General features: G+C 65.7%; 14 protein-coding genes. 9 read left to right on the forward strand and 5 right to left on the reverse strand.

Going from position 1 to position 13502, the window contains the following annotated elements; genetic code table 11:
• Positions 1–29 precede the first annotated feature (29 nt).
• The 3 genes from B3P22_RS15390 to B3P22_RS15400 are packed head-to-tail and all read left to right on the forward strand — an operon-like array spanning position 30 to position 1647.
• Complete coding sequence (locus B3P22_RS15390; RefSeq protein ID WP_296271575.1) at positions 30–671, forward strand: oxidoreductase; 642 nt, start codon at positions 30–32, stop codon at positions 669–671.
• Positions 672–687: 16 nt separating this feature from the next.
• Positions 688–1032, forward strand: coding sequence for a DUF5629 family protein (locus tag B3P22_RS15395; protein WP_275547523.1), 345 nt, complete (start codon positions 688–690; stop codon positions 1030–1032).
• A 3-nt stretch (positions 1033–1035) separates the two neighbouring features.
• Positions 1036–1647 (forward strand): class I SAM-dependent methyltransferase, encoded by a 612-nt coding sequence (locus B3P22_RS15400; RefSeq protein WP_296271576.1) that lies wholly within the window; start codon positions 1036–1038, stop codon positions 1645–1647.
• A gap of 4 nt (positions 1648–1651) precedes the next feature.
• On the opposite strand, the gene B3P22_RS15405 is transcribed toward B3P22_RS15400, so the two are convergent.
• The gene (locus tag B3P22_RS15405) at positions 1652–2293 is read right to left on the reverse strand and encodes a response regulator transcription factor (protein WP_296271577.1); all 642 of its coding nucleotides are present in this window, start codon (positions 2291–2293) and stop codon (positions 1652–1654) included.
• Positions 2294–2315: 22 nt separating this feature from the next.
• On the reverse strand, positions 2316–4229 hold the full coding sequence (locus B3P22_RS15410; protein ID WP_296271578.1) for a sensor histidine kinase: 1914 nt from the start codon (positions 4227–4229) through the stop codon (positions 2316–2318).
• Between the two features lie 141 nt (positions 4230–4370).
• Between B3P22_RS15410 and B3P22_RS15415 the strand changes: the two genes are divergently transcribed.
• The 6 genes from B3P22_RS15415 to B3P22_RS15440 all read left to right on the forward strand — a co-directional run bounded on the left by B3P22_RS15415 (position 4371) and on the right by B3P22_RS15440 (position 12144).
• Positions 4371–5990 carry an acyl-CoA synthetase gene (locus tag B3P22_RS15415; protein ID WP_296271579.1) on the forward strand — a complete coding sequence of 540 codons (1620 nt, stop codon included), beginning with the start codon at positions 4371–4373 and terminating at the stop codon, positions 5988–5990.
• A gap of 100 nt (positions 5991–6090) precedes the next feature.
• Positions 6091–7464 carry a solute carrier family 23 protein gene (locus B3P22_RS15420; protein WP_296271580.1) on the forward strand — a complete coding sequence of 458 codons (1374 nt, stop codon included), beginning with the start codon at positions 6091–6093 and terminating at the stop codon, positions 7462–7464.
• 57 nt (positions 7465–7521) lie between these two features.
• Positions 7522–9294: an acyl-CoA dehydrogenase C-terminal domain-containing protein gene (locus B3P22_RS15425; protein ID WP_296271581.1), complete on the forward strand. Its 1773-nt coding sequence runs from the start codon at positions 7522–7524 to the stop codon at positions 9292–9294.
• 128 nt (positions 9295–9422) lie between these two features.
• Positions 9423–10601, forward strand: coding sequence for an acetyl-CoA C-acetyltransferase (locus B3P22_RS15430; RefSeq protein ID WP_296271582.1), 1179 nt, complete (start codon positions 9423–9425; stop codon positions 10599–10601).
• A 37-nt stretch (positions 10602–10638) separates the two neighbouring features.
• Complete coding sequence (locus B3P22_RS15435) at positions 10639–11505, forward strand: MBL fold metallo-hydrolase (RefSeq protein ID WP_296271583.1); 867 nt, start codon at positions 10639–10641, stop codon at positions 11503–11505.
• Positions 11506–11664: 159 nt separating this feature from the next.
• A complete protein-coding gene (locus B3P22_RS15440) occupies positions 11665–12144 on the forward strand; it encodes a YbaK/EbsC family protein (protein WP_296271584.1) in 480 nt (159 codons plus the stop codon).
• A 123-nt stretch (positions 12145–12267) separates the two neighbouring features.
• Here B3P22_RS15440 and B3P22_RS15445 read toward each other — a convergent pair whose 3' ends face one another.
• The 3 genes from B3P22_RS15445 to ubiX are packed head-to-tail and all read right to left on the reverse strand — an operon-like array spanning position 12268 to position 13480.
• Positions 12268–12555, reverse strand: coding sequence for a YceK/YidQ family lipoprotein (locus B3P22_RS15445; protein ID WP_296271585.1), 288 nt, complete (start codon positions 12553–12555; stop codon positions 12268–12270).
• Positions 12552–12836: a DUF2845 domain-containing protein gene (locus tag B3P22_RS15450; RefSeq protein WP_296271586.1), complete on the reverse strand. Its 285-nt coding sequence runs from the start codon at positions 12834–12836 to the stop codon at positions 12552–12554. The genes B3P22_RS15445 and B3P22_RS15450 overlap by 4 nt, the downstream gene beginning before the upstream one ends.
• A 14-nt stretch (positions 12837–12850) precedes the next feature.
• Entirely contained in the window at positions 12851–13480 is a 630-nt protein-coding gene (gene ubiX / locus B3P22_RS15455) for a flavin prenyltransferase UbiX (protein WP_148119056.1), read from the reverse strand.
• Positions 13481–13502: the final 22 nt, after the last annotated feature.

Here is a 13502-nt window from a genome sequence, read left to right on the forward strand (position 1 = left end):
CTGAACTGTAACGGACAAGAGAGCACTGCATGTACCTGACCCCGCAGCACATTCTTATCGCTGGCGCCACCGGACTTACCGGTGAGCACCTGCTCGACCGCCTGCTCAGCGAGCCGACGGTGGCCCGCGTGCTGGCGCCGACCCGACGACCACTGGCTGCCCATCCGCACCTGGAAAACCCGGTGGGTGATCTGCAGGCGCTGCTGCCACAACTGTCCGGCCAGGTCGATACCGCCTTCTGCTGCCTGGGCACCACCATCAAGCAGGCCGGCTCGCAGGAGGCCTTCCGCGCTGTCGACCACGATCTCGTGCTGGCTTTCGCCCACCGCGCTCGCGAGCTCGGCGCACGCCATCTGGTGGTGATCAGCGCCCTGGGCGCCAACCCCGGCTCAAGGGTGTTCTACAACCGCGTCAAGGGCGAAACCGAAGAGGCGCTGAAAGCCATGGACTGGCCGCAACTGACCATAGCCCGTCCGTCGCTACTGCTCGGGGCACGCCATGAGTTTCGTCTTGGCGAGCGCCTCGCGGCACCGCTGCTGCGCTGGCTGCCGGGCACGTACCGTGGCATCGATGCCTGCGCCCTGGCTCGCGCCCTCTGGCGCCTGGCCCTGGAAGAGGAAGACGGCGTGCGCGTGATAGAGTCTGCCGACCTGCGCCGCCTGGGGCGCTGATGCCGTGGATGAAGCGATGAAACCGACAAGCCTGATCGAAGCCCTGCAAGACGCCGATATGCTCGAGATCGACGGCCTGTATGCCTGGCAGTTCGACCTCGACACCGAATTGCTGGCGCAGATCAGCGCCGGCACCGCTGGCAGCGACAGCGCAGCCAAACCGCTGTTGCAGGTGCACTGCATCGATGGTCGCGAGCGCCGCCTGTGGAAATTCTCCCTGGCTTCGGTGCAGGCCGCGCGCTACAGCGAAACGGACGACAGCTGGCTGATCGAAGGCAGCGAAGTCAGCCACACCCTCAAGTGTTTCGCCGCCTTTCGCGGCGACAACGATGAGGACGATGAAGGGCACGGCGAAGCCTGAACCATGGGCCTGTATGACCGCCATGTCCTGCCGCACCTGATCGATTTCGCCTGCGGCATGGGCGCGGTGATGAAGGTGCGCTCGCAGATCGTGCCGCTGGCTCGCGGACGCGTGCTGGAGATCGGCATCGGCAGCGGTCTCAACCTGAGCTTCTATGACCCGCAGCGGGTCGAAATGGTAGTCGGTGTCGATCCGTCCGCCGAGATGCAGAACCTGGCCCGCGAACGCGCCGCCCGCTGCCAGGTGCCGGTGGAGATGATCGCCCTGGAGCTGGGACAGATTCAGGCTGCAGATGCCAGCTTCGACGACATCGTCTGCACCTTCACCCTGTGCACCATTCCCGATGCGGTCGCCGCCCTGCGCGAGATGCGCCGCGTACTCAAGCCTGGCGGGCGCCTGCTCTTCTGCGAGCACGGCCTGGCGCCGGATCTGCCGGTGGTGCGCTGGCAAAAGCGCCTGACGCCAATGTGGAAACCGCTGGCCGGCGGCTGCCATCTGGATCGCGACATACCTGCGCTGATCAACGCTGGCGGCTTTCATATCCGCGAGCTGAGCACCGGCTACCTCAAGGGGCCAAGGCCGATGACCCACGTCTATCGCGGCTGGGCAGACTGAACGACTAGCTGCTTACCGCGCCGGAACGCAACGCCAGCGGATCGACCAACCCGGCGGCGATAATCATGCCCACCAGCTCCGGCAGCGTCTCGGCCTGCATGCGCTTCATCACCCGCGAGCGATACAGGTCGACGGTCTTCACGCTGATATCGAGCTGCTCGGCCACTTCGCGGTTGGTGTAGCCGCGCACCAAGGGCAGCAGCACGTCACGCTCACGCGGGGTGAGCTGATCGAGCCGCGCCTGAACCTCGGCCAGACGCGCGTCGCGCTTTGGCCGGGCCAGGCGGCGATCCAGCGCCTGCTGCACGCTGTCGAGCAACAGTTGCTCGTTGTAGGGCTTCTCGATGAAATCCACCGCGCCGGCCTTGAACGCGCGCACCACGATGGGCACGTCGGCATGACCGCTGACGAAGATCACCGGCAAGTCGATACCACGCGCGCGCATCTCCTCCTGCACGTTCAGCCCACCCATGCCGGGCATGCGCACATCGAGCAGCACGCAGGCATTGGCAGTCGGTTCGCAAGCCTCAAGAAAGGCCCGACCGCTGGTGAAAGGCACGCCTGTCAGGCCAACCGACTCCAGCAGCCAGAGCGTCGAGTCGAGCATGCCCTGGTCGTCATCGACTACATAAACCCGTTGTTGCATCTGCGTGCAGCTCCTCTTGTTTTTATACGTCGTCCCTGCCCAACGGCAAACGACATTCCAGACACAGCCCACCACCCTCGGCCGGGAACGCCTCCAGCGCACCGCCGAAACCCTCGATGATGCTGCGGCTCATGGACAGGCCGAGCCCCAGGCCGTCCGCCTTGCTGGTGTAGAAGGGCGTGAACAGCTTGGTCATCTGCTCGTCGCTGACGCCCGGCCCCTGATCGATTACCCGGATGGCCAGGCAGCCGTCAGCTTCGCTAGCCTCCAGACGCACCTGCGAAGGCGCGCCGGGGTGACGTTCGCGATTGGCATCGATGGCATTGCGCAGCAGGTTGAGCAGCACCTGCTCGAGCAGGACGCGGTCGGCGAATACCGACGGCAGATTGTCCGGCAAGACGTCGCTCACCGCCACCTGTGCCGTACCGGCCTCCCAGTTGCACAGACGCACCGCTTCGCGCGCCACCTCGGCCAGGTCCAGCGCCTGCATGCGCCGCTGGCCCTTGCGCAGAAAGGCGCGCAGGCGCTTGATCACGGCCGAGGCGTGGTTGGCATGTTCGGTGATGCGCGCCAGGCCCTGGCCCACCTTGTCGACACCGGCCGGATCGCCGCCGATGCCCTGTAGGTAGCGCTGGCTGGCGCTGGCGTAGTTGACCACCGCCGCCAGCGGCTGGTTGATTTCGTGGGCGATGCCCGAGGCCAGTTCGCCCAGGGTGATCAGCCGCGTGGTGTGCGCCAGCTCGTCCTCCAGCCGACGCTTGTTCTCCTCGGCCTGGATGCGCGCGGTAATTTCGCGCGACACGCTGACCACCTCCACCACCGCGCCGGTGTAAGTCTCGCGGATCGCGCGGCTGGCGGTCTCGAACCACAGGTAATGACCATCGCGATGACGAATGCGATAGGTCATGGTGTGGTAACCATCCTGCTCCAGCGCCTCGCGCGATTGCCTGGCTTGCTGAGCCTGATCCTGCGGATGCAGCAGACTGTCGACCGCCATGCCGCGCAGTTCTTCCGGCCAGTAGCCGAGTAACGTCCAGCTGGCAGGCGTGGCGTCGAGGAACACGCCTTCCGGCGTGTGCCGGGAAATCAGGTCGGTGGTGTTCTCGGTGATCAGCCGATACAAGCGCCGCGCACGCGCGGCCTCACGCTGCTCACGAACCTCGCGGGTGGCCTCGCGGCAGCGCGCCAGCACGCGGCGCTCGGCGACATCGGGAATGAAACTCCAGATCAGGATGCGCTCGCCATCCTGCGCTTCCACCGACTCCACGGCGCGCGACTGCTCCAGGCAGGCGCGCACCAGCGGCAAATGGTTCACCGGCAGCAGCTCGCCCACCTGCGCCAGCGCACGTTCACCGAGCAGCCCCTGCAACGCCGCGTTGCTCTCCAGCAGACGCGCCCCGGCGTCGAGCAGCAGCGCCGGCTGCGGGTCAGATGACAGCAGCGGCGCACTGCGCGCCAGCCCCGAGGCCAGCTCGACCATCTGCACCAGCAGCTCGCGCAGCCAGGGCAGCCATTCCAGCCCGGCCGCCTCGTCGACCTGCAACAGCAGCACGCCGGGCTGGCCGGCCTGCAGCTGCAGGGCTAACGCCTGGCCATGATGCAGCGCGGCGCGGCGTAGACGCCCGGCCAGCCAGCAGGGCAGCCGGCGCAGGGCGTCGAAGGGCAGGCTTGGTTGCTCACCAAGGGCAGCGAACAGCGTCTCGTCACTGGCCTCCAGCGGGTCGCCCATGCCTGGCGGCAGGCGCGGCCCCCCGTCCTCCTGGGCATAGGTGCGGCTGGCAGGCTGCCAGGCCAGGTACCAGGCCTGGCGCACCTGCGGGCAGCCCAACAGGGCCTGGCGCAGCGCCTCGGCCCGCTCGCCCAGCGGCGGCGCTTCGCGCTGGATGCGCAGCCAGGACTGCAGGGGAACCGCGGAGAGATGAGCGTCAGTTTTCATATAGTAATTACGCTATAAAACCTTAGTGCAATTTCCATAAAAAATAGAAATGACCTATAAATTATCACCAGCAAGCTTCGGTAATGCCTGCATCATTACCGGAATAACCAGAGCTAACAATCAGCCAAAGGTGTATCCGCCATGTCGATCTACGAGCAGGGCCTCGGCCGCGCCGCCGTCAATCACGTCGCCCTCAGCCCCCTGAGCTTCATCGAACGTACCGCGGCGGTATACCCGCACTATCCGGCGGTGGTGCATGGCTCGATTCGCCGCAACTGGGCCGATACCTACGCGCGCTGCCGACGCCTGGCCTCGGCGCTGGCCGGCCGTGGCATCGGCAAGGGCGACACGGTAGCGGTGATGCTGCCGAACATTCCGGCCATGCTCGAAGCGCATTTCGGCGTGCCGATGATCGGCGCGGTGCTCAACACCCTCAACGTGCGCCTGGATGCCGAGGCGATCGCCTTCATGCTGCAGCATGGCGAAGCCAAGGTGGTGATCGCCGACCGCGAGTTCTTCGATGTGATCCATGCCGCCATCGGCATGCTCGACCACCCTCCGCTGGTGATCGACGTCGACGACCCCGAGTACGGCGAGGGCCAGGCGGTCAGCGACCTGGACTACGAGGCCTTCCTCGCCGAGGGTGACCCCGAATTCACCTGGCAGTGGCCCGCCGACGAGTGGCAGGCCATCAGCCTCAACTACACCTCCGGCACCACCGGCAATCCCAAGGGCGTGGTCTATCACCACCGCGGCGCCTTCCTTAATGCCATGGGCAACCAGATGACCTGGAACATGGGCAACCACCCGGTCTACCTGTGGACCCTGCCAATGTTTCACTGCAATGGCTGGTGCTACCCCTGGACGGTCACCGCGCTGGCGGGCGTGCATGTGTTCCTGCGCCGCGTCGACCCGGCGAAGATCCTCACCCTGATCCGCGACGAGCAGGTCACCCACCTGTGCGGCGCGCCCATCGTGCTCAACGCCCTGGTGAACATGCCGGCCGAGGCCAAGGCGGCCATCGACCATCCGGTCAAGGCCATGGTCGCCGGCGCCGCGCCGCCCGCCAAGGTGATCGGCGCGGTGGAGGAGATGGGCATCCATGTCACCCATGTATACGGCCTGACCGAGGTCTACGGCCCGGTGACCCTGTGCGCCTGGCACGCGGAATGGGACGAACTGCCGCTGGAAGAACGCGCCACCATCAAGGCGCGCCAGGGCGTGCGCTACCCGACCCTGGAAGGGGTTATGGTGGCCGACCCGAAAACCCTGGAGCCGGTGCCGCGTGACGGTCAGACCATCGGCGAGATCTTCATGCGCGGCAACACCGTGATGAAGGGCTACCTGAAGAACCCCAGCGCCACCGCCGAGGCCTTCGAAGGCGGCTGGTTCCACACCGGCGACCTGGGCGTGTGCCACGCCGATGGCTACGTGGAAATCCGCGACCGCCTCAAGGACATCATCATCTCCGGCGGCGAGAACATCTCCACCATCGAGGTCGAAGGCGTGCTCTATCGCCACCCGGCGGTGCTGGAGGCGGCGGTGGTCGCCCGCCCGGACGAGAAATGGGGCGAGACGCCCTGCGCCTTCATCACCCTCAAGACCGGCCAGCAGGCCAGTGAAAGCGAGATCATGACCTTCTGCCGCGAGCACCTGGCCGGCTTCAAGGTGCCCAAGACCGTGGTCTTCACCCAACTGCCCAAGACCAGCACCGGCAAGATCCAGAAGTTCGTCCTGCGCGATATGGCCAGGGCGCTCTAGAAGCGCCCCTCTCCCCCGGCCCCTCTCCCGGTGAGAGAGGGGTGAATGAACCGTTTTCACAACAACAAGAACCGGCCCAGGCGGCCGACGGAGAACCCTCATGCAAATTTTCAAGCGCCGTGACGGCGACGAGCAACCGTACTGGCCCCTCGGCCCGTTCAAGCTGCGCCTGCCGTTCGTGCATTACCGCTGGGAAACCGCGGAGATGCTGCAGGCACTGATCATGTTCGTGGTCAGCCTGGCGATGATCCCGCTGCTGGAGAAATACCTCGGCCTGCCCTACGACGTGGCCCTGGCCTATGTGGTGGTGTGCGGCATCGGTTTCATGCTGCCAGCGCTGCTCGGCGTGCCCTTCGTACCCGGCTGGATCACCCCCGGCATCCCCGTGGTGCTGCTGTTTCTCGGCAATTTCGAACCCGGCCCACAGGCCATCCAGGCGCTGTTCGCCCTGCAGTTCCTGGTTTTCGTGATCTTCCTCGTGCTCGGCGTCACCCGCCTGGGCAGCGCCCTGGTGCGGCTGATCCCCAACTCGATGAAGGGCGGCATAATCATCGGTGCCGGCATCGCCGCGCTGATGGGCGAAATCAGCGCCGGCGGCCGCCTGGCCAACACGCCGATTTCCCTGGTGCTGGGCAGCCTGATCTGCCTGTACCTGATGTTCTCGGTGTCGTTCAAAGGCCTGACCGAGCGCGTGCCCTTCGCCCGCAAGATCGTCAACTACGGCATGGTGCCGGGCATGCTGATCGCCATTTTCATCGGTATCGCCGTGGGCGAGTACAAGATGCCGGACGTGAAATGGGGCATAACCGCGCCAGCCTTCGGCGAAATGTGGAACTACCTGCCGTTTAACGTGGGCTTCCCCGGCCTGGACGTGTTCCTGCTGGCCGTGCCCACCGCGGTGATTGCCTACGTGATCGCCTTCGGCGACATCATCGTCGGTCAATCGCTGATGCAGCGCGCCGATGAACTGCGTACCGACGAGGTGATCGAAAACAACGTCGACCGAGTGCACCTGGTGACTGCCATTCGCAACGCCCTGCATGCCTTCTTCGCGCCCTACCCTGGCCTGGCCGGTCCGCTGTGGACAGCGGTGGCTGCAACCATGGCCGAGCGCTACAAGTACGGGCGCAAGGCGATGGACTCGATCTACAGCGGCGCCGGCACCTTCTGGATCACCGGGTTCGCCGCGCTGTTCATGCTGCCGCTGGTCAGTTTCTTCCAGCCGGTACTGCCGATCGCACTGTCGCTGACGCTGATCCTCACCGGCTACATCTGCCTGATGGTTGGCTTCGAGCAGCTCAACAACAACACCGAGCGCGGCATCGCCGGCACCATGGGTGTGGTGCTCGCCGTCTACGGCGCGGGCTGGGGCCTGGCCGCGGGCGCTGCGCTGTACATCTTGGTCGAACGCACCCATCTGCTTAAATTCACCAGCATCAAGGATAAGTCGCGTAGTCCGGCGGAAGCTGACTGACGCATTTCGTTCCACGCGCCGCGCCTGTCGCGGCGCCTCCGCTGTCGAGGTTGCACCATGCCCGAATTCAACGCCCCGCTGCGCGATATGCGCTTCGTCCTCCATGAAGTCTTCCAGGCGCCGAGCCTGTGGGCACGTCTGCCGGCCCTGGCAGAAACCGTCGATGCCGACACCGCCGACGCCATCCTAGAAGAAGCGACCAAGGTCACCGGCAGCCTGATCGCTCCGCTGAATCGCAGCGGCGACGAGGAAGGCGCCCAGTGGGTCGATGGCGACGTGCGCACCCCAGCGGGTTTTCGCGAGGCCTATGCCACCTACACTGAAGGCGGCTGGGTGGGCCTGTCCGGCAACCCGCAGTACGGCGGCATGGGCATGCCCAAGATGCTCGCCGTGGCCTTCGAGGAAATGCTCTACGCCGCCGGCTCCAGCTTCGCGCTGTATTCCGCTCTCAGTTCGGGCGCCTGCCTGGCCATCGACGCCCACGCCAGCGAAGAGTTGAAAACTACCTATCTGCCGCCGATGTACGAAGGCCGCTGGGCCGGTTCCATGTGCCTGACCGAGGCCCATGCCGGCACCGACCTTGGCATCATCAGAACCCGCGCAGAGCCGCAGGCGGACGGCAGCTACAAGGTCACAGGCAGCAAGATCTTCATCACTGGCGGCGAGCAGGATCTGACCGAGAACATCATCCATCTGGTGCTGGCCAAGCTGCCGGACGCACCGGCCGGGCCGAAGGGCATCTCGCTGTTGCTGGTGCCCAAGGTGATGGTCAATGCCGATGGCAGCCTCGGCGCGCGCAACGCGGTGAGCTGCGGCTCCATCGAGCACAAGATGGGCATCAAGGCCTCGGCTACCTGCGTGATGAACTTCGACGGCGCCACCGGCTACCTGATCGGTGAAGTGAACAAGGGTCTGGCGGCGATGTTCACCATGATGAATTACGAGCGCCTGTCCATCGGCATCCAGGGCATCGGCTGCGCCGAGGCGTCCTATCAGTCGGCCGTCAGTTACGCCCGCGAGCGCATCCAGAGCCGCGCCGCCACCGGCCCGGTGAACCGCGACAAGGTCGCCGACCCGATCATCGTCCACGCTGATGTGCGTCGCATGCTGCTGACCATGAAGGCGCTGAACGAGGGCGGCCGGGCCTTTGCCTGCTACGTCGGCCAGCAGCTCGACCTGGCCAAGTACGCCGAGGACGCCAGCGAGCGGCAGAATGCCGAAGCCCTGGTCGCTCTGCTCACCCCGGTGGCCAAGGCCTTCTTCACCGACACCGGGCTGGAAAGCTGCGTGCACGGCCAGCAGGTATTCGGCGGCCATGGCTATATCCGCGAATGGGGCCAGGAGCAGTTGGTGCGTGACGTGCGTATTGCGCAGATCTACGAAGGCACCAATGGCATCCAGGCGCTTGACCTGCTCGGGCGCAAGGTGGTGGCCAACGGAGGTGCCGCGTTGCGCCTGTTCGCCGGCGAAGTGCGCGACTTCGCCCATGCCCATGAATCGCCCTTCGGCGATCGCCTGATCGAGGCCCTGGAGCGCCTGGAGGCGGTCAGCGGCTGGCTGCTGGAGCAGGCCAAGAGCGAGCCCAACGCCGTCGGCGCTGCTTCGGTGGAATACCTGCACCTGTTCGGCTACGTCGCCTATGCCTACATGTGGGCGCGCATGGCGGCCGTGGCGCAGAACAAACGGAGCGAGGACGACGCCTTCTACGGCGGCAAGTTGGCCACCGCGGAGTTCTTCTTTGCTCGTCTGTTACCACGCACCCTGAGCCTGGAGGCGAGCATTCGTGCCGGCAGCCAGCCGCTTTACGGTCTGGCTGCCGAACAGTTCTAAGCGTAGGGCGGATGCAACCCGCCGCCGAGCCGGCGACCCTACAAGGTTGAGCGTGTTGCGCGGCGCTTCGGCGTCGCGCTTTTTTATTCGAGCCTCGGCTGGCCCCGCCCAGCCGACGAGGAGTCCTTATGCGTGAAGTCGTGATAGTCGCCGCCTGCCGTACCGCCATCGGCAGCTTTCAGGGTGCGTTGAGCCGTATACCCGCGCCGCAACTGGGCGCCGCGGTGATCCGCGAACTGCTCGCCCGCACCGGCATTGCAGGCGAGCAGATCGACGAGGTGATTCTCGGCCAGGTGCTCACAGCAGGTTCCGGGCAGAACCCGGCCCGGCAGAGCGTGCTGCTCGCCGGTCTGCCGCATACGGTGCCGGCCATGACCCTGAACAAGGTCTGCGGCTCCGGCCTCAAGGCGGTGATCCTCGGCGCTCAGGCCATTCGTGGCGGCGACGCCGAGATCGTCATCGCCGGCGGCCAGGAGAACATGAGCCTGGCGCCCTATGTCATGCCCGGCGCCCGCAGCGGCCTGCGCATGGGACATGCGCAATTGGTCGACACGATGATCCAGGACGGCCTGTGGGACGCTTTCAACAATTACCACATGGGTATCACCGCCGAGAATCTGGCCGAGCAGTACGGCGTCACCCGCGCCGAGCAGGACGCCTTCGCCCTGCGTTCGCAGCAGCGTGCCCAGGCCGCCATCGACGCCGGACGCTTCGCTAGCGAGATCGTCCCGGTGGAAATCCCCCAACGCGGCGCCGAACCGCTGCGTTTTGCCCAGGATGAACAACCGCGCGCCGGCACCAGCCTGGACAGCCTGGGCAAGCTGCGTCCGGCGTTCAAGAATGACGGCACGGTGAGCGCCGGCAACGCATCGACGCTCAACGACGGCGCTGCCGCAGCGCTGCTGATGAGCGTCGAGAAGGCCGACGAACTAAAACTGCCGATCCTTGCGCGCATCGCCGCACACGCCAGCGCCGGGGTCGATCCGGCGGTGATGGGCATCGGCCCGGTATTCGCCAGTTGCAAGGCGCTGGAGCGCGCCGGCTGGAGCCTGGAACAGCTCGACCTGATCGAGGCCAACGAAGCCTTCGCCGCCCAGGCCATCGCCGTCGGCCGCGAACTGCATTGGGACAGCGCCAAGGTCAACGTCAACGGCGGAGCCATCGCCCTCGGCCACCCCATCGGTGCATCCGGCTGCCGCATCCTGGTCAGCCTGGTCCACGAGATGCAGCGCCGCGATGCCCGCCGCGGCCTGGCCACCTTGTGCATCGGCGGCGGCCAGGGTGTGGCCCTGGCCATCGAACGCTGAAACAATCGCCGCGAACGGACAAGAACAAGAGAGAACCATGCGAACCCTGACCACCCTGACCGGCAACAGCCAGAAACTCGATGGCGGCGCCATGTTCGGCAACGCGCCCAAGGCCCTTTGGCAGCGCTGGATGCCGGCCGACGAACTGAACCGCATCGATCTGGGCTGCCGCGCCCTGCTGGTGCAGGAAGACGAGCGCAACATCCTGGTGGAAACCGGCATCGGCGCCTTCTTCAGCCCCGAGCTGAAACAGCGCTTCGGCGTGCAGGAAGACCACCACGTGCTGCTCGACGAGCTGGCGAAGGTCGGTTTGAGCGATGCCGACATCGACATCGTAGTGCTCACCCACCTGCACTTCGATCATGCCGGCGGCCTGCTCGCCGCCTGGCGGGCGGATCAACCCGCGCGCCTGCTGTTTCCCAACGCGCGCTTCCTCACCGGCCGGCGCCAATGGCAGCGCGCCTGCAATCCACACGCCCGGGATAGAGCCTCCTATATCCCGGAACTGCTCGATCTGCTGGAAAACAGCGGCCGCCTGCTGCTGATCGATGAAACCGACCGCTGCGAGCTGCTCGGCCCGGACTGGCGCCTGCACTGGAGCGATGGCCACACGCCCGGCCAGTTGCTGCCGGAAGTGACCATGCCAGGCGGGCCGGTGGTATTTCCCGGCGATCTGATCCCCGGTGCGCCCTGGGTGCACCTGCCGATCACCATGGGCTATGACCGCTTCCCCGAAGGCTTGATCGAGGAGAAGGAGGCGCTGCTGGCCGACCTGATCGCCCGCGGCGGCCGTCTGGTATTCACCCACGACCCAGACGTGGCCATGGGACGGGTGACGCGAGACGAAAAAGGCCGCTACGGGCTCGATGAGGCGGTAAAAGCGGCTCATCTGCTGGCAAACTGATGCCATCGGGCCTTGACGTGCCGGCCATGCAGCGCGAGCATAGCCGCTTGTATTTCGCCGTGGTCACGACCACACCAGCGCCCCGGGAAGGGGCTGCGCCTGGTCAGCATCAGACTGGCCAGCGTGTCGTGCCCACCTCGACACCCTGGGAACCGCTTCATGAGCCTGGCCTCTGTACGCGCCTTCTTCGCCGCCAAGGCGCCTGATATCGCGATCATCGAACTGCAGTCCAGCACCGCTACCGTGGCGCTGGCGGCCGAAGCGCATGGCGTGACGCCGGGCCAGATCGCCAAGACCCTGGCCTTTCGCATCGCCGAACGCGACGTGCTGATCGTTGCTCGTGGCGACGCACGCATCGACAACCGCAGGATGAAGGAATGCTTCGGCGCCAAGGCGCGCATGCTCGATGCGCAGACGGTGATCGAGCTGACCAGCCACCCGGTCGGCGGCGTCTGCCCGTTTGGTCTGGCCACGCCCTTGAGCGTCTATTGCGACCGCTCGCTGCTGGCCTTCGACGAGGTGCTGCCGGCCGCCGGCGCTACTCATAGCGCCGTGCGCATCGCCCCGCGGCGCATGGCCGAGCTGGTCGATGCCGAATGGATAGACGTGTGTCAGGAAGTGGAGACCGAGACCTGCTGAACAGCACGCGCACCGAGGCATTTCCCGGATTGCATCCGGGCTACGAATTTCCAGGCACCGGAGTCTTCTGCAGCCGGATGCAATCCGGGGCTGGACTATCAGAGGGGGGCATATCGCGTTGGCCTACAACCCACCGCTAACCCCAAGGTTGACACCCAGCGCGGTGGCCAGGGAAAACGGCAGCAGTAAGGTATCGAGCAGCGCACTGCCGGGCAGATCCAATCCCGCATAACGCGGCGCCTCGGCACCGAAACGGTCCAGCGGGCAGCAACCGCCATTGATCGTGTACCAGTCCAGCCGCGTGCCGGCGTAGACCACCGGCGCACCTGGCTTGGCTGCGTCCAATGTGCGCACGGTGGCGCAGCCGCTCAGGCTCAGCAGCGCCAAGCCTACGACCAGCCCTCGCCTCATCCGCGCGCGACCCGAATCTCGACCAACTTGCCGTCGAGAAAGCGCAGGTAACGATACATGCCGTTGCTTGGCCCGTAGACCCACTGCTCCACCGTTACCCCACCACCCTGCGGGCTGCTGGGTGGGATCACCTCACGGTGGTCGGGCTCGCCGCATTTGCGTCGGACGTCCACCGTCAGATCGCCCTCGCTAATCAGCGTAGTGCCGCAGCGCATCGACGCCTGCGCAGCAGGCATCAGCGACAGGGCCAACAGGCAGCCCAGCAGGTAACGAATGGCCATGGACATCGATCTCCCTATTCGTCCGACACCATATGATGCTCGCCCCAACGCGGCAGCATGTCCTGGGGTATGCCCAGGCAGTTGAGGATACGCGCAACCACGAAATCCACCAGATCATCCAGGGTCTGCGGCTGGTGATAGAAACCGGGAGATGCCGGCAGGATGGTCACGCCGAGGTTGGACAGCTTGAGCATGTTCTCCAGATGGATACTCGAATACGGCGCTTCGCGTGGCACCAGGATCAGCTGACGACGCTCCTTCAGTGCCACGTCGGCGGCGCGTTCAATCAGGTTGTTGCAGGCGCCGGTGGCGATGGCGGACAGGGTGCCGGTGCTGCACGGCACCACCACCATGGCAGTGGGCGCGCCGGAGCCGGAGGCGGCTGGCGCCATCCAGTCTTCCTTGCCATAGACGCGGATCTGCCCAGGCGCTGCGCCGGTGTATTCGGTGAGGAACTGCGCCATCGCCTGCGGCTTGGCGGGCAGTGCCACGTCGGTTTCGGTGGCCATGACCAATTGCGCGGCCTTGGAAATCAGGAAGTGCACTTCGCGCTCCTCCTGCACCAGGCAATCGAGCAGGCGCAGGCCATATTGCGCGCCCGAGGCGCCGGTCATGGCCAGGGTGATGCGTTCAGGGCCGCTCATAAATTCACTCTCAAATCTGCTG

Origin of the sequence: Pseudomonas sp. UBA6323 (assembly GCF_002439135.1) — a bacterium.
Classification (GTDB): domain Bacteria; phylum Pseudomonadota; class Gammaproteobacteria; order Pseudomonadales; family Pseudomonadaceae; genus Aquipseudomonas.